The organism is Mucilaginibacter aureus (genome assembly GCF_053514885.1).
Genome location: NZ_CP170601.1, coordinates 2423331 through 2440797 on the forward strand (window position 1 = coordinate 2423331; position 17467 = coordinate 2440797).

General features: G+C 43.4%; 17 protein-coding genes. 13 read left to right on the top strand and 4 right to left on the bottom strand.

Annotation, left to right across the window (positions count from 1 at the left end; all coding sequences use genetic code 11):
* Positions 1–239 precede the first annotated feature (239 nt).
* Complete coding sequence (locus ACFGVR_RS10200) at positions 240–1613, bottom strand: exonuclease domain-containing protein (protein ID WP_448702713.1); 1374 nt, start codon at positions 1611–1613, stop codon at positions 240–242.
* 219 nt (positions 1614–1832) lie between these two features.
* On the opposite strand from ACFGVR_RS10200, the gene ACFGVR_RS10205 reads away from it, so the two are divergent.
* The 9 genes from ACFGVR_RS10205 to ACFGVR_RS10245 all read left to right on the top strand — a co-directional run bounded on the left by ACFGVR_RS10205 (position 1833) and on the right by ACFGVR_RS10245 (position 12193).
* Positions 1833–3506 (top strand): ATP-binding response regulator, encoded by a 1674-nt coding sequence (locus tag ACFGVR_RS10205; protein ID WP_448702714.1) that lies wholly within the window; start codon positions 1833–1835, stop codon positions 3504–3506.
* A gap of 78 nt (positions 3507–3584) precedes the next feature.
* The gene (locus tag ACFGVR_RS10210) at positions 3585–4427 is read left to right on the top strand and encodes an SDR family oxidoreductase (RefSeq protein ID WP_448702715.1); all 843 of its coding nucleotides are present in this window, start codon (positions 3585–3587) and stop codon (positions 4425–4427) included.
* A gap of 79 nt (positions 4428–4506) precedes the next feature.
* Positions 4507–5016, top strand: coding sequence for a c-type cytochrome (locus ACFGVR_RS10215; protein ID WP_448702716.1), 510 nt, complete (start codon positions 4507–4509; stop codon positions 5014–5016).
* Between the two features lie 644 nt (positions 5017–5660).
* Positions 5661–8075 (top strand): TonB-dependent receptor domain-containing protein, encoded by a 2415-nt coding sequence (locus ACFGVR_RS10220; RefSeq protein ID WP_448702717.1) that lies wholly within the window; start codon positions 5661–5663, stop codon positions 8073–8075.
* A 208-nt stretch (positions 8076–8283) separates the two neighbouring features.
* The gene (locus ACFGVR_RS10225) at positions 8284–9048 is read left to right on the top strand and encodes a 3-keto-disaccharide hydrolase (RefSeq protein WP_448702718.1); all 765 of its coding nucleotides are present in this window, start codon (positions 8284–8286) and stop codon (positions 9046–9048) included.
* Between the two features lie 3 nt (positions 9049–9051).
* Entirely contained in the window at positions 9052–10407 is a 1356-nt protein-coding gene (locus tag ACFGVR_RS10230) for a Gfo/Idh/MocA family protein (protein ID WP_448702719.1), read from the top strand.
* Between the two features lie 43 nt (positions 10408–10450).
* The gene (locus ACFGVR_RS10235; RefSeq protein WP_448702720.1) at positions 10451–10651 is read left to right on the top strand and encodes a hypothetical protein; all 201 of its coding nucleotides are present in this window, start codon (positions 10451–10453) and stop codon (positions 10649–10651) included.
* Positions 10651–11697, top strand: a complete 1047-nt coding sequence (locus tag ACFGVR_RS10240) for a DUF6807 domain-containing protein (RefSeq protein ID WP_448702721.1) — start codon at positions 10651–10653, stop codon at positions 11695–11697. The genes ACFGVR_RS10235 and ACFGVR_RS10240 overlap by 1 nt, the downstream gene beginning before the upstream one ends.
* A 130-nt stretch (positions 11698–11827) precedes the next feature.
* Complete coding sequence (locus ACFGVR_RS10245; protein WP_448702722.1) at positions 11828–12193, top strand: hypothetical protein; 366 nt, start codon at positions 11828–11830, stop codon at positions 12191–12193.
* 68 nt (positions 12194–12261) lie between these two features.
* On the opposite strand, the gene ACFGVR_RS10250 is transcribed toward ACFGVR_RS10245, so the two are convergent.
* The 3 genes from ACFGVR_RS10250 to accC all read right to left on the bottom strand — a co-directional run bounded on the left by ACFGVR_RS10250 (position 12262) and on the right by accC (position 14342).
* Entirely contained in the window at positions 12262–12570 is a 309-nt protein-coding gene (locus ACFGVR_RS10250; protein ID WP_448702723.1) for a hypothetical protein, read from the bottom strand.
* A gap of 5 nt (positions 12571–12575) precedes the next feature.
* Complete coding sequence (locus ACFGVR_RS10255) at positions 12576–12725, bottom strand: hypothetical protein (RefSeq protein WP_448702724.1); 150 nt, start codon at positions 12723–12725, stop codon at positions 12576–12578.
* A 135-nt stretch (positions 12726–12860) separates the two neighbouring features.
* The gene (accC, locus tag ACFGVR_RS10260; protein ID WP_448702725.1) at positions 12861–14342 is read right to left on the bottom strand and encodes an acetyl-CoA carboxylase biotin carboxylase subunit; all 1482 of its coding nucleotides are present in this window, start codon (positions 14340–14342) and stop codon (positions 12861–12863) included.
* Between the two features lie 180 nt (positions 14343–14522).
* On the opposite strand from accC, the gene ACFGVR_RS10265 reads away from it, so the two are divergent.
* The 4 genes from ACFGVR_RS10265 (at position 14523) to ACFGVR_RS10280 (ending at position 17416) form a co-directional block, all read left to right on the top strand.
* A complete protein-coding gene (locus ACFGVR_RS10265; RefSeq protein WP_448702726.1) occupies positions 14523–15239 on the top strand; it encodes an outer membrane beta-barrel protein in 717 nt (238 codons plus the stop codon).
* A gap of 105 nt (positions 15240–15344) precedes the next feature.
* Positions 15345–16091, top strand: a complete 747-nt coding sequence (locus ACFGVR_RS10270; protein ID WP_448702727.1) for a hypothetical protein — start codon at positions 15345–15347, stop codon at positions 16089–16091.
* A 73-nt stretch (positions 16092–16164) separates the two neighbouring features.
* A complete protein-coding gene (locus ACFGVR_RS10275) occupies positions 16165–16512 on the top strand; it encodes a cupin domain-containing protein (protein WP_448702728.1) in 348 nt (115 codons plus the stop codon).
* 4 nt (positions 16513–16516) lie between these two features.
* Positions 16517–17416, top strand: coding sequence for an alpha/beta hydrolase fold domain-containing protein (locus tag ACFGVR_RS10280; protein ID WP_448702729.1), 900 nt, complete (start codon positions 16517–16519; stop codon positions 17414–17416).
* Positions 17417–17467 lie beyond the last annotated feature (51 nt).

Genomic DNA, 17467 nt, shown 5'->3' on the forward strand with positions numbered 1-17467 from the left:
GATGTCGAATTTTCGATTTCGGATTTATTATTCTGATAATTTCTCTCCACGCATCATTGCGAGGAACGAAGACAACCGAGCTCATGGATACCATTGAAAAACAAATCATCAATCTATAATCTCTATGTTATTCAGGTCCGAATGACAACGTCGATTTGCTTATGTAGAGATTGCCACGCTATCGCTCGCAATGACACGCGGAGTAAGTTGCGTCTTAAAACTGCCACTGCCATATGCCCTCAACTCGCAACCCCAAACTCCACTTTCCTATCGGGATTATTAAATGCGTAATTGGCTACCAGGGTTTTAATATAACCATTACCGGGATAGGGTGTTAGCTGGGTTTTAATTAACGCCAGTTCGTTGCCGGTAAAGCTTTCGTTAATATAGCCCATGCCGTAAAACTCGCCGTTCTCGATCAAAATATAACTGTGCTCATCATCGGTGCGGCCCTTATCGCGTATGGCAAAGGTTGATAGGGCAGCTTTTAAATGGTCGGTTGCTTTGGCAACCCGTTTGTTATAACGCAAAACAGTTTCGGTGATCTGGCAGGCGCAGGGTTTGGTTTTGGTACGCGGGCAGGGCTGGTTGTTACGCTGTACAAAACACAACTTAGGGCAAAGGTCAAATTCGGCTATTAAGCCATTAAGCAAATTATAACCCTCGGTTATGCTGTTAAAGGTATACAAAGGCTGCGAGTACTTGGTCCATTTGTCGACAGCCAGGCGGGTGTAACCGCGCTGATCTTCAAACTGATACAGGCCGTAAGTATATTCGTGGTGCTTTTGCGCGCGGTTATATTTTGGCCACAGGCGTTTAATTTCTACGGCTTCTAAAATAAAGGCCAAAAGCTCCGTACCGCAGGTTTGGTGCGTTATGGTATGGATGCTGCGCAAAAACTCCTGTTTCTGCTGGTCGGCGCGGTTATTGGTAAAATGACTTTTTACACGTTTTTTTAAACTTTTAGCTTTGCCAACGTAAATTATCTTACCCTTCTGGTCGTGAAAATAATAAACGCCGGGAGCATCCGGTAAACCGTTAACCTGCAATTGCGGTACATGCGGCGGTAGCGAGTGCTCTTTCGACCTTTGTTTAAGCGACGCGCCGATATGCCCATCCTTGTCGTTTTGCAGCATCAGGCTAAAAAGCCGGGTGGTAGCATCAGCATCGCCCATGGCACGGTGGCGGCTGTTATTTTCTATACCCATTTGGCGGCAAAACTTACCCAGGCTATATGAGGGTAGTCCCGGGAATATTTTACGCCCCAGCCGAACGGTGCATAACTTAGCGCATTGCAGATCAAAACCGGCGATCTGCAAATGGTGACGCATAAACGAGTAATCAAAATTGACATTATGCGCTACAAAGGTTTTGTCCTTCAATAATTCAAATATCTTAGGAGCAACATCGGCAAACAAAGGTGCGTTTTGCACCATCTGGTTATTGATCCCCGTAAGGGCCTGTATGTAAATAGGTATGGGCGCACAGGGGTTGATAAGCGTTTCGAAACGGTTAACAACCTGCTCTCCATCGTGTATCACAATGGCTACTTCGGTAATGCCGTGCGCGCTGGCGTGACCCCCTGTCGTTTCAATATCTACAATGGCATACATTACTCTAATCGCTTACCATACAAATATATAAACAGTTTGCTAATTTTTTTAGTTCTAATTGATTATTGTTTTGTAAACTATTTTAAACTATTAGATAATTTGTAACTATTTTTTTTAAATTTATACCGTCGCAATTTTAATCAACCCTCTAAGATACTGTCCGTTACCGGCAACTATATGAATAACCTTGATAATCAAGCAGCTGAAACAAAATTCAATATGCTTGATATTAAGGAGACCGCTAAGCGGATGCGGCAATTGTGCTATATTGCTATTACCGTAGCATCTATAGTAATGCTCGTGGCGCTTTTTCATCAAAACTATATCAGTTCGGCCGTAACTTTTGGTAAAATATTATCGAGCTTATTGGTGCTGCTTTTATTGCGGCTGGGGTATTACAAATTTGCCAAGTACTTTATACTTTTCCAGATCAATGCTTTCTTAGTATTCATTTCGTTTACGGTTGGGCATAAAGCGGGCGGTTTTCTATACTTTTTTCCGTTGGTGTTTGCATTGCCCATGCTCATCAATAACCACAAAAAGCAATTGCTCGAAATATTGCTGTTCCTGGCCCTTACCGGCATTTGTTGTTATGTAAGCATATTTTGGGGAAAAGAAAGCAGCACGCTCGAGCATATCTCTGATGCCACTTACGATATCCTGTTTCATGTTAACTTCGCTTTGTCGGTTTTGCTTTCGGGAGTGTTTGCTTTTGCAAGCGTGAGGTTTGAGCGGCGATACGTTATGGCCATTGTTGCCGAAAAAGAAAAGGTTGAAGAGGCTATGCAGGCGCGTACCCGCTTTTTATCAACTATGGGGCACGAACTGCGCACCCCATTGAACGGTATTATCGGGGTATCGGGCCTGTTGCAAAAAGATACCATGCTGCCTGAGCAAAAGGAGTACTTTGACGTGCTGAAATACTGCTCCGACCATATGCTTGGCCTCGTGAACGATATACTCGACTTTAATAAAATTGAGGCCGGTAAGTTTGAGCTGCACCCTATTAACATTAACCTTCGCGATTTTCTGATCAATTCGGCATTACCGTTTTATAACCGTTTTGAAGAAAAAGGGATCGATCTGATGGTTGACGTTGATGACAAACTGAACCTGAATGTGATGGCCGATGATATGCGGTTGGTACAGGTGATCAATAACCTGATAGGGAACGCCTTAAAATTTACCGTTAAGGGCAGGGTAGTATTACGCGCTACCTGTTTTGGTAACGATAACGGTAAAGTTACCGTGCAGTTTGAAATTGAGGATACCGGCATTGGTATGCATAAAGAAGATGCTGCTAAAATATTTGCCGGTTTTTGGCAAATCTATCACGAAAGCTCGCGCAAGTATGCCGGTACCGGCTTGGGGCTCACCATTACCCAGCGTTTGTTGAATTTAATGGGCACCGAACTGGAAGTTAACAGTGAATACGGTGTTGGTACCACGTTTTATTTTACCATTACCTTCCCTCAGGTTGAGGCTGTTGCCGATGCCATTGCCGATGATGAGGTAACCGGCGACCTATCCGAATACCGCATTTTGATTGCCGATGATAACCCGATCAATATGCTGATAGCGAAAAAGATACTGCAGGGTTGGAACGTAAACTTAACTACCTGCAAAAACGGACGCGAGGTGCTTAACGCGATGGCGCAGGATCACGCCTATGATATGGTACTGCTTGACCTGGAAATGCCCGAGGTTGACGGTTACACCGCTGCCGCCAAAATTAAAGAATTGTACCCGGGCATACCTATGCTGGCCTTTACAGCCGCCCTGGTTGATAAAGAACTGTTTGACCGATTATTAACTATTGGTTTTTCCGATTGTATATTAAAGCCCTTTCAGCCAAAGGTGTTGTATGATAAAATAATGCAGTTTGTAAAATAATTACTTAATAACTAACGCCCGTTTGTTTTATAGTTAATAAAAGATACCTTTATCGGTACAGGTTATCTTTTTACCCACATGATTTCTAAAACTATCCTGATCACCGGTGCAACATCGGGTATCGGTACACAAACAGCATCGGCATTAGCCAAACAAGGGCACACCCTGTACTTATTGGTTCGCGATACTGTTAAAGGTAAACAGGTTAAAAATGATATCATAGCCGAAACCGGGAATCAGCGTATAGAGATAGTAGAATGCAACCTGGCCGATTTGCACAATGTAAGCAAAGCCGGGGCACAGATCAGGGCAAGTTTGGATGCTATTGATGTGCTGATCAACAACGCAGGCGGCATTTTTCAGGAGCGCGAGTTAAGTAAGGACGGTTTTGAAATGACCTTTGCCAGTAACCACCTGGGCCATTTTTTGTTGACCATGAACCTGATGCCGCTGTTGCAAAAAGGCAAGGCACGTGTTATTAATGTAAGCTCGGATGCGCATAAAACGGCTAAAGTTAATTTTGATGACCTGCAATTTGAAAAAGATTATTCGAGCATGAGGGCCTATGGCAATGCCAAACTGTTTAATATTTACTTTACACGTTCACTTGCCGAGCGCTTTGCCGTTAAAAATGTTACTGCTTACAGTTTGCATCCCGGCGTGGTAAACACCGGCTTCGGCAGCAGGTCTACAGGCTTTGTAAAGTTTTTATTGAGCATTGCCCGGCCGTTTATGATATCGCCCGAAAAAGGTGCTCAAACATCGGTTTACCTGGCTACCGAACCCGGGATCGAACAGCTTTCGGGCCAGTATTTTAAAAATAAAAAGCCTGCCGCACCTTCTAAAGCGGCCAATGATAATGTTGCCCGGCAAAGCCTTTGGTTAAAAAGCGAAGAACTGGTAAAAAATAATTTGTTATAACACGTTTTTTACAAATAGCAGCTATAGCTTTTTGTGATTATTTTTTTACTTTAGCATGATAATCTAATTACGTTCCCTTATGCTACAACACAAAAAGACCCTCATAGTAACATGTTTATCGGCTGCGATCATATTTGTTGCTACTACCGCAATGCGGCAAGCCCCGCAGCAAGAAGAGCAAGGCTTTAAAAACCTGAAAGTATTACCAAAAAACATCACCCACGATGAAATGGAAAAGGTAATGCACGAATGGTCGAGCGCTGTAGGGCAGCGTTGTGGTTTTTGCCACGCCCGCGATGCGCAAACTAACAAAACCGATTTTGCGAGCGATGCCAAACCCGAAAAGTTAATGGCCCGCAAAATGATGCAGATGACCGAAAAGATCAACAAAAAATACTTTAAAGAAGATAAGGACGAAAAGGACAAAGGCGCCATGACCGCTGCTATTGGCTGCTATACCTGCCACAATGGTAAGCCTCATCCGGATGCTGTTGCACCAGCCAGAAATGGCGGCGGCCCAAGGCCGGGAGCACCTGCTGCAGGTGGCAACCCAACGCCTCCGCCAACCGCACCGCCTTCTCAAAAATAATTTGAAGCTACAATATTGTAAAAGCGCACTATTTTCAGTGCGCTTTTTTTGTTTTATCGGGATATTTTGAGTATATTGTAGGGGAGAGTCAAGAGTCAAGAGTCAAGAGTCAAGAGTCAAGAGTCAAGAGTCAAGAGTCAAGAGTATTGCGGTTTAACTACATTAGTTCGTTGATAAGATTTGAAGGAAGAGTCGGAAAATTTCTTACAATTACCCCCCCCCCATGTTTTTAGTGCTGTTGGTGACAACACCAACAACGGCGAGGGAGATTTGAAGGAAGAGTCGGAAAATTTCTTACAATTTCCCCCCTGCTGTTTTAAAGGATTGAATGATTGAGTTTTGAATGATTGAATAGAAATGCGCTTGAAAATACCCATATTTACCTATGTGTTTAAAGTATCAGGTAGTTAGTATCATGTATCAAGACATTGAAAAAACATACCTGATACCTGCGACTTGACACTATTACTCAAAATACCGAAGAATACCTATGTGTTCAAACTTGCACATTCGCATGTTTACCAATTTGCATATTGTCAGTTAATCCTTTTGCAAAAAATCTGTCTAACAAAAATAATACGTGCAGATTTTTGGCATTATTAGTGCTAATTTTTAATTTTTGTAACTAAAACATTTACATTTTTTTGAAAAACTTTTACGTCGCTTTTATTTTATTGTTGTTGTGCAGTGTAAACACGGTTTTTGGTCAGTCGGCCAATAATGGTGTGGTGACCGGGAAACTGATCGATGCCGTTAACGGCGAACAGATCGACTTTGCCGGAGTGGCCATTATCGCAACTGAAAGCGAAAGCATTGTAAAAAACACCACCAGCAACAATGGCGGCGAATTTAAAATGAACAATGTGCCTTATGGCAAATACAATATCCGGATCTCCTATGTGGGGTATGAAAAAATGCTCATTGCTGATATTGAGATCAACGCTTCGCAGCCCGAACATAACTTGGGTGTCATTCGTTTAAAACGATCAGGCAATGACCTTAACGAGGTGAAAATAGTGGAGAAAAAGCCGGTAGTTACTTACACGCCTGATCAGATCAATTACGATGTTACTGCCAGTTTGCAAAGCGAAGGCGCCACCGCTACCGATGTGTTGAAGAACGTACCGATGGTAAACGTAGATATTGATGGTAATGCCACCATTGCCGGCAAACGCAATAGCCGGGTGTTTTTAGATGGCAAGCCATCGGATTATATGACATCAAACATTACCGACCTGCTCAACATCCTGCCATCAGACGCGATAGAAAAGATCGAGGTAATGACCAACCCGCCGGTTAAATACGCTGCCGAAGGTGATGGCATTATCAATATCATCCTGAAAAAGGGCTACAGGGTTGGTTTAAACGGCACACTATCGGCCAATACGGGTACGCTGGGTAACTATAATTTTAACAGTTATATATCTTATCATGGCAAAAAAGTAACCATTAATGGCAGCTATGCTTACGGCGGCGGGCATAGCACGGGCGTAAGTTCGTCGTTAAGTCAGAACTTTTTTTTAGATACTACTTTTTACCATAACGCATACGCTAACCGCGAGGGAAGTAATAACGGGCAAAACCTGCGCGGCAGTATCAATTACGAGATCGACACTACGCAGAATATCAGGTTCACTACAAATTTTAACCTTAACCACTCGCAAGGCGATTCGTACAGCGACACCTATTACCTGGATAGCAGCTACGTAACCAGTAACCTCAACACCCAGGGTAATGACACCCGTAACCGCTCGTTCAATTATGCTTTAGATGCCAGTTATACCTGGAAGATCAACAAGCGCGGCGAGCAGTTAGATGCCAGCGTTACTTATAGCGGAAATACTGCGTCGGGATACCGGCTTTCGGAAGTGAGCTACCTGGATGGGAACAATTTACCCGTTAGCACCCGGTTGCCTGTAAACCAGATCAATCAAACCAATACCGGCAATAATGGCTTTTTAGCTAAGATAGATTACGATAAGCCGCTGGATAGTTTGCATTACACCTTCAACACTGGTTTATCGGCAAACATCCATAACAATGCCAACAACCAGGATGTACAAAATTTTGACCAGGCTACGCAGCAATACCTGCAAAACCTGGGGCTTACCAACTTGTTTAACTACACGCAGGATATCTATTCGGGATATGCCAGCTTCAGTATCAAAACGGATAACAAATGGTCGTTCAGGATAGGCAGCCGCGCCGAGGTTACCGACGTTAACTTTAACTTATCGACCATTGCGCAGCAATACAACATCAGGCCATATCTTAACTTTTTCCCCAATATCTCTATCGGGAAGCAGTTTAAAGAGAAGTACAATATTGGTGTAAGCTACAGCCAGCGTATAGGCAGGCCAAACCAGGGCACACTTAACCCGCAGGTTTATGTAAGCACCGATGGCAAAACCATCAGCTACGGCAACCCGGATCTTAACCCGTCGTTCACCCAGCAATTTGATATCAGCTTTGGCGCTTACGGCGATAACTGGGGTATTTACCCGCGGTTAAGCCTACAAAACACTAACCACATTGTAGAGCGTATCAGCACTGTTGATACCACGGGCATTACCCGCAACAGCTATTACAATTTAGGCTCGAGCAGTTACAACAGCTTTAGCCTGTACGGCAATTACCGCCCGGCGCGCAAAATGCAGTTTACCGGCGGTACTACTATTGGTCGTATCATTTACCAATCGAGCGGCAATACCCGCCTTAATCACAATGGCATCACCTTCCAGGCAAAAGCCGGTGTATCAATGGATATCATAGCCCATTATGCTTTTGAAGGTAATTTTAACTATTACACCAATACATCTGCGCAAAGCAGTAATCATGGCTCGGTAACGTCGAGCTTTGCGGTGCGCAAATCGTTCTACAAAAATAAATACCGCGTGCGCATTATGGCCACCAACCCATTGGGGCAAAGCAGCTATACTACTTACCTTTACGGCGATAACTTTAACCAGCAAAATTTTTCAACCTCGCGTAACCGTAACTTCAGCGCATCAATCAGCTATAATTTTAGCAAGGTTACGCATCCGGTGCCTGGCAAATAGGTCCAGAGTCTTGAGTCGTTAGTTTGGAGTCCATTCCTGACTGTAGCGGGTAGCCCTAACGGGATAAAAGCCAACCCCGTGTTGCATTTCCCGTTCTGTTGATGTTTTATTATCATTTTCACAATAAAATGCACTAATGGTACAAATAATTTAAGATATTGATAAAAACATTTTACCTTAGCCCAATAAACCTGTAATACCCGTCTTCATGAAACGATTTGTACCAATGGCTGTATTTGCCATTTGTTGCGTTGTGCTTTTGTTTAAAACCGGTAATGTGCATGCCCAAAAGCATAATCAGTTAACCGCAAACGAAAAAAAACAAGGATGGAAACTGTTATTTGATGGCAAAACAAGTACCGGCTGGCGCAGCGCCAAAGGCGATGCCTTCCCTGCAAAGGGCTGGGAGATCAAAGATGGCGAACTGACCGTTTTAGCATCCGAAGGCAAAGAATCGCAGAACGGGGGTGATATTGTAACCGAAAAGCAATACAGCGCTTTCGATCTTACTTTCGAATTTAAGCTCACGCCAGGCGCCAACAGTGGCGTTAAATATTTTGTTACCCTTAACGAACAAACCACAGGCTCGGCCATAGGGCTGGAATATCAACTGCTTGATGACGAGTTGCACCCCGATGCCAAACTGGGCCGTGATGGCGACCGTAAACTGGCTTCGTTATATGATCTCATCCCATCAAACAAACCTGTAAGCTGTATTAAACCCATTGGCGAGTGGAACGTGGGCCGCGTAGTGGTTTACCCCAATAACCGGGTGGTACATTACTTAAACGGCGTTAAGGTGTTAGAATATGTGCGTGGCTCCAAACAGTTTCGCGATTGGGTAGCCATCAGCAAATTCAAGGTGTTCCCAAATTTCGGCGAGGCCCAAGAGGGGCATATCCTTTTGCAGGATCATGGTAACCGGGTATCATTTCGCAGCATTAAGATCAAACAATTCAAGAAATCAGCATAAACCATGAACAATTCGCGACGTAAATTTATACAGCAATCGGCATTGGTGGGCGCCGGTTTAATGGCCTCGAAAGTTAGCTGGAGCGCTGCCAGTTACAAACGTATTATTGGCGCTAACGACAGGGTTAGGGTAGGTGTGGTTGGTTTTTCCGACAGGCACCGCAGCTCGCACATGCCCAGCTTTATGAACCATTACAAAGAGTTGAACTTTGAGGTGGTGGCTGTATCCGATATCTGGAACCGCCGCCGCGAACAAGGTGCTGTTGCATGGAAAGAAAAAATGGGTCGCGATGTTACTGCCTGCCGCAATAACGAAGAGATGTACGATAAAAAGCTGGTTGACGCGGTATTTGTAAGCACCGCCGATTTTCAGCATGCGCTGCACGCCATGGAAGCTGTAAAGGCAGGCTGTGATGTGTATTGCGAAAAACCTTTTGCCGAAACGATGGCCGATAACCGTGCCGCGTTTAAGGCTATTAAAGAGAGCGGTAAAATAGTGCAGATAGGCTCGCAGCGCCGTAGTGGTGCCAATTACCAGGCCGCTAACGAGTTTATCCGTTCGGGTAAGTTCGGACCGATAACCATGGTGGAACTTACCTGGAACGTAAACCAGCCCGGCCGCTGGCGCAGGCCCGATGTGGTGCCTTTGCTCAAAGAAAGCGATACCGACTGGAAACGTTTTTTACTGAACCGCCCCGCCGATACTTTCGATCCGCGTAAATATCTTGAATTCCGTTTATTCTGGCCTTATTCATCGGGTTTACCCGGCCAATGGATGAGCCACCAGATCGATACCGTACACTGGTTTAGCGGCCTGCAGCATCCGCGCAGCGTAGTTGCGAACGGCGGTATTTATATGTGGAAGGATGGCCGTAAAAACTGGGATACCATAACAGCTGTGTTTGATTACGGTCCGCAAAATGATCCGTCAAGTGGTTTCCAGGTAACATTTGCATCGCGCATGCATAACGGCGAAGACCATCCTACAGAGATCTATCGTAGCAATGGCGGTATGCTTAACCTGGATACCAACGAGGTATCGCCCAAAGGCGGCTTAACACAAAAAATGGCGGCCGCAATGGGGATGCAAGCTAATTTACTGACTGAAATGAGTTTGCCGAGCACAGAAAAAGTAGTATCGAGCGCTAATACCGGCGGCGATGTTTTAACATCTAACCACGTGCGCAACTGGATGGAATGTGTGCGCAGTCGTAAAACGCCGCATGCACCTGTGGAAGCAGGATACAGCCACTCCATAGCTACCATTATGGCCAATGCCGCGGTACATACCGGCCAAAAAGTAACTTTTGACGAAGCAACACAAGAAGTAATGGCAGGCGGAAAGGTATTTAAATATTAACGCCGCCCAACCAATATAAATGATAACACGTATAACACAAATTATGACAGAATTACAAACACTCGAGAAGAAGATCGCACAATTACCTAATGAATTTAAAACAAAATTAGAAGGCTATGTTGATACCCTGCTCGAAGAAGCATGGGTGCTGAAAGATGAAAACCCACAATTCGGCGATGGTGTTGAGTTAGGGTCGAATGAAATTAACGGACCTTTAGACGAATTTAAAGCCTATAGTTACTGATGAAAAATACCGTTAAAGCCGCATTGTTTTTACCGCTTATCGCGATGGCTGCAACTGCCGTTGCACAAAAGCCCCAAATGGTTAAAGTGGAAAAAGTTGCGGGTAAAAATAAGGTTGATATTACCATCGGCAATAAACTATTCACCAGTTTTTTGTATCCCGATAGTTTGGAGAAACCTGTTTTATACCCGGTACATGCAGCTAACGGTACCATAGTAACGCGCGGGTTCCCGCTCGATCCTAAACCTGGCGACCCTATCGATCATCCTCATCATATCGGTATCTGGTTCAATTTTGAGAACCTTAACGGGCTGGATTTCTGGAATAACTCGTACGCTATAAAAAAAGAAAAAAAGAGCTTATACGGTTGGGTAAAAACCGACCGTATACTACAAACTACCAGCGGTGCAAAAGGGGTACTGGCTTACCACGCTAATTGGACCAATCAAAAAAACGATGTGCTGCTCGAAGAAACTACCCGTTTTGAGTTTAGCGGCGATGCCTATCAACGCATTGTGGATAGGGTAACCACCTTAAAAGCTGTTACCGATTGTGTTTTTAATGATGCCAAAGATGGTTTGCTGGGCCTGCGCCTGGCACACGAGCTGCAAATACCCAGCACCGTTGACCAGAAGTTTACCGATAACAAAGGCAACGTAACCATTGTAAAGGGTGGCGACGATAAAGTGCCCACCGGTAATTACTTAACCAGCGAAGGTAAAACCGGCGATGCCGCCTGGAGTACCCGTGGTAAATGGTGCAAAGTTTTTGGTAAAATGGGTGCCGATTCTATCAGTATCACTATTATAGATAACCCGCAAAACCCTAATTATCCAACCTTTTGGCATGCCCGTGGTTACGGTTTGTTTGCAGCTAACCCCTTGGGCGAAAAGCAATTCACCAATGGTCAAAGTGCTAAAAACTTAACCCTTAAACCAGGCGAATCGGTTACCTTTCGCTACCGCATTATGGTTACCAATGGTACACAAACACCAGGTGTCAGGCAGCTAAATGTTATGGCCGATGCTTACGCGGTGAAGAAGTAGGCAGAACGTAAAATTGCGATAATCATATGCTATGCAAATACTATTGTATGCGCATGTTTTTTACCCTTTAAATTAACTTATAATTTAACTCTGTCGGGTAAGTTTATTGTCATACCTTTACTGCTCACTCATGGAAGAAAGAAAATATTTAACAACCTGGAAAAGGTACATCCCGGTTATCCGCCTGCATTTAAAAAGGAGTTTTAACGAAGAACAAAGCTTTAAACTCAATATCACCGATTTCGAATCGGCCGGCGACCGCGGTAAATCAGGTTATACATTTAGCTTAACCATGGAGAATGGCAAGGTGACCAATAATATCAGTGGTTCGGCAGTAGCACGCGATCTGTACGAGGCCCTTAAAACCGACGATGCTACTAATGCTCTTTTACAAAATAAAAACATCAAAATAAGCGTAGGTAAATCATTTGTGCTGAGTATTAAAACCACGCACATCTCTTCTTACAAAACCGTAGCCGAAGAACCTGCTATATAATTAACGATACGTAAACGTTATTAAAGCCGCAAGCCCACACGCTTATGGCTTTACTTGTTTAAACGTTGTTAGCTTATGCTGAAGAAACGACCTGCTATTGCCTGGTATACATAAATAAATAGCAAGATAGTTATGGGCGAAGCTATAATTAGGAAAGATAGACTGATAAGCTTGTTTTGCAATATTAAAGCCCTTGTCAAAAACCACATCACAGTTATCGATAGTGTTAGCACCATCGATAAGATAATAGCAAATATTATTGCGCCAAAATTTTCATCGTAATCCAGTTGATGTGCTAACCATACATAATACCAGATAGCCAAAGCTCCTGCTAATAATGCAATGCGGTAAATAGTATTGGCCAATGCCGTATTCATTGTAACTACAACGAATAATAAAACAAAGTATAGCTTCCCGGCGCTTCAGTAATGATCAGGATATCTTCGCGCGCTATGTGGTTTTCGTTAATAAAATTGGTGATTCCCCTCAGCGGATGAAATCCGTTGAACACTTCCGATTTTAGTGTTTTCATAGTGTTGATTTTATAGGTGCCAGTTTGGCTCCTTAGATATTGATCTAATTATCAAACTTGATATCACAAATTGTGACATCAAGTTTTTGGCTATATGTTCTTAAAGCAACTGCTGCTTGCCACTGCAGCTGCTGCTTATATTTTTCTATTCCTAACCCAATTACTTTCCTCACCTGCAACTGCTGCTGCAACTGCCACTTTACCTCCCTCGCTCAAAAGCTTAGTCATCACCAGCGCCGCTATCTCCGCCTCATCGGCGTTTTGGGTATTCAATACTTCCGGAGTAAAATACTTTTTCACAAAATGCGTATCAAACTTGCCCGATGTAAAAGCCTCGTGTTGCAGCACAAATTTACCAAAGCCAAGCGTTGTAGTAATGCCGGTTATCTGGTATTCGTCAATAGCCCGTATCATCCGGTCAATAGCTTCGGTGCGGTCGGCACCGTAAGTGATTAGCTTAGCTATCATAGGGTCGTAATATATCGGTATTTCCATACCTTGCTCAAAGCCGTCATCAACCCTTACACCCGGGCCCTTTGGCGTGGTGTAAGTTTGTAAAGTGCCTATATCAGGTAAAAAATCGTTGGCCGGATCTTCTGCATATACGCGCAATTCAATAGCGTGCCCACTTATCTCCAGGTCTTCCTGCTTAAAGCTGATGGCCTCACCCCGTGCAACATTGATCTGCTCTTTCACCAGGTCTATCCCGGTAATCATTTCGGTAACCGGATGTTCCACCTGTAAGCGGGTGTTCATTTCCAAAAAGTAAAAGTTCAGATCGCTATCCATAATAAACTCCACCGTACCTGCGCCGGTATAGTTTACCGATCGGCCAACATCAACGGCGCATTTGCCCATTTGCCGGCGTATTTCGGGAGTAAGTACAGATGATGGCGCCTCTTCAATTACTTTTTGGTGGCGGCGCTGTACAGAGCATTCGCGCTCAAACAGGTGTACAATGTTGCCATGCGTATCACCTAATATCTGTATCTCAATATGCCGTGGCGATGATACGTAACGCTCAATAAACACCGATCCATCGCCAAACGCCGAGGTAGCCTCGCTTACGGCCAAAGCCATTTGTTCTTCAAAATCTTCAACACGCTCAACAATACGCATGCCTTTACCGCCGCCACCGGCTGCTGCTTTGATCAGTATCGGGAAACCTACTTCGCTTGCGCGGATCTTAGCTACGGCAACATCTGTTATCGCTTCTTCGGTGCCGGGCACCATAGGTATGTTATATTTTAATGCTGCGGCTTTCGCCGATAGTTTGTTGCCCATAACCTCCATCGCTTCGGGCGACGGGCCAACCAGGATCAAACCTGCTTCGCGCACCTGGCGTGCAAAGCCGGCATTCTCCGAAAGAAAACCATAGCCCGGATGAATAGCCTCGGCACCAGTTTCACGGCAGGCAGCAATAATTTTATCGGCCACCAGGTACGATTGGTTTGATGGCGCAGCTCCAATATAAACTGCCTCATCGGCATAGCGTACGTGTAAAGCCTGCCGGTCGGCCTCACTGTAAACGGCAACAGTTTTTATACCCATTTCGCGTGCCGAACGCATTATTCTTAAAGCTATTTCGCCGCGGTTGGCTACTAATAATTTTTTCATGCTAAGCAAAGTTAAAAGTTTAACCCGAATTGCCTAAAGCGTTCAAAACCGATCAGAAAGGGTTTATTTTTTTAATCGTTTTGTATAGCAATCAATACACGGCAATTAATTGTAATGATTTAGCCACGCAAATTATGAAGTAAAATAACTATTTGGCATAACCTTTGGCATACGCAGTGTATGAAAAGCATTACACACTACTTTTTTAGCCTTTACATATCTGTTATTACACTTTTAGTAATATTTTCACCGGCGCCGGCCTATAGCCAGATCGATTTTTTTTATGGCAAAAACACCCATGGCTTACGCATTGGCGGTGGTGTAGGTGCAACATGGTTGGCTACCCATTATAATACTAATCCTGCACAGCTAACTTATGTAGGTAACCTTGATTACAATTTTAACCCATATTTTTCTATTGGTATAGAAGGGCAGTATGGTACATTAAAGGGGGTCGATACTCATGAACCGCCTCATTTATATTATACCAGCAGTACCAATAAATTTGCTTCTGTTAATATAAACATTAAGGCCGGAGTTGGCTTAATCGATGATTTTTATCCTAATAACGCCTTTCAGGATGCGGTAAAACGGATTTATATTGGCGTTGGTTATGGCACAATGAAAAATAAGATTGCTCTTACTACCGAACCTACTTTAGAGGCATACGCCTATGGAACACCACAACCATACGCTTATGTGCCCACGGTTCCTTTTAATTTAGGTACCTATATTGATCTGCCAAATGTGTTTGGATACGACAGGCTGGAGATCAATCCTAATTATCAGCTTACTTATATACCTTCTATGTATTCTGATGGTTTTATATCAAACCAGTACAGCCACTTAAAGGGTTTTTATAATATGGTGTCACTTAGTTTAAAATATAAATTTTAATTTACAGTTTATTAAGGGGTTGTGTGTAATTATTACAGCTTTTTTTTAGTTTTGGGTTAAACTATTGCTATGCTTCCCCTTTCTCACAATTCCCGCCTTAGCGTAATGCGTAAAATTGCGTCGCGCATTTCTAAACTCAAAGCTTTTAATTATGCTACCCGGCAGGTACTAACTTCTATAATTTTAATACTTATCGGCATATCAGGCACTAAGTCTGCTTATTGTCAGATCGATAATTCATATGGTAAAAATTCCTCTGGTCTGCGTATTGGTGCAGGCGGTGGCATTACCCAGCTTGCAACACATTACAATGAAAATACGCTGATAGGCTGCTTCATCGGCACGCTCGATTATGAGTTTAATCCTTATTTTTCGGCCGGTATTGAGGGCCAGATAGGCACGCTGCAAGGGATCGATAACAATATACCAGGACACCTGTATTTTCACAGCAGTACTAACGATTTCAAATCCATTAATTTTAACCTCAAGTTCGGACTTGGATTAATAAACGATTTTTCTCCCGAAAACAAGTTTCAGGACGCCATTAAACGTTTGTACATAGGTATAGGCGGCGGTGTTATGAAAAGCAATATCGCTTTCTCACGAGACACAAGCATTACAAATTCCTATTATGATGTTAAGCCTTATGGCTACGTGCCCATAATACCACTTAATATCGGAACGTTTATTGATATAAATAATATATTCGGGTATGATAGGGTGGAGATCAATCCCAATTATCAGCTTACTTATATAGCATCGCCATATCCCGATGGGTTTAAGTCAAGTGCCGATAGTCAGTTGAAAGGCTTTTACAGCTTGCTGTCGATTACCATAAAACTTAAGTTTTAATTTACCATTTGCTAACAGTATGTACTGTAATTATATACAGGCATTTGTTTAAATTTGTGTTTAAAGTGTTTTTATGCTGCAATCCTCCTTTCAGTATTTTGATGATATTGCCACATGCGAAATTGCCCCCGGCTTTTTTTCAAAACTTATCCATACCTCAAATAATACCATCAATTTTATTACCGTTAAAGCAGGTTGTTCGGTACCTCTGCATCAGCATATCCACAGGCAAAGTTCATTTGTAATCGAAGGACAGTTTGAGATGACTGTTAATGGCGAAACACAGGTATTAACCCCATCATCGTTTGTAATTATTGAACCGAATGCCGTGCACGGAGGCACAGCGGTAACCGATTGTAAACTGATCGATATTTTTGATCCTGTGAGGGAAGACTACAAAAAGCTGACCGACGCTAAATAACCCCATGAACAGATTAGCCTGCCTTACACTTTTTATTTTTTTTGCCAGTCAATTATTCGCTCAGGATGGTGTTAAATTTCCTGCAAATCCATATCCCAAAAGCTATACTGCACAACTTAATGTAGTTTATACCAAGGTATTTAATTACGAGTGTAAAATGGATCTTTACCTGGCTCCAAAAACAGGTAAACCATCGCCGGTGGTTATTGTCATACACGGCGGCGGCTGGACCAGCGGCACCAAAGAATCGCAATACGGTTTCGGGTTGTTTTATAAGCTTGGTTATTCGGTTGCCAATGTTGAGTACCGTATGCTGCCCATTGCACCTGCTCCCGCAGCTATTGAAGATGTACGCTGCGCACTGATCTACCTGGTATCAAATGCGCACGAGTTAAATATCGATGTCAATAAGATCGTTATCATTGGCTCCTCGGCAGGCGCACATTTAGGCCTAATGGCTGGGTTTTTAGGCAACAACACCATTTTTGATGATGACTGCCCACACCAGCATCAAGTAAAGGTTGCCGCCATTATTGACCAATACGGACCTACCGACCTGGTAAGTATGGCTACGATGTTTAACGGTTACAATGCCGTTACCAACTGGCTTGGCCCACATAAAGGCGACATCAACTTTATCAAATTTATATCTCCTGTTACTTTTATTAATAAGTATTGCCCGCCGGTATTGATATTACATGGCACTGCCGATCCATTAGTACCTTATCAACAATCTGTAGATCTGAATAATAAGTTGCAGGCCGTTGGGGTGAAAACTCGTTTTATTACCGTGCAGGGCGGCGGGCATGGCGGCTTTCCGGATGCAAAAAACAGGGAGTTTAACGTTATAGTTGAAAACTTTTTAGTGGAGCTTGGTATTTACGACGCGCAACATTCTTATTAAACTAAAAACCGGGCAAACACAATTCTGATGTAGGTTGTTATACTTTTTATA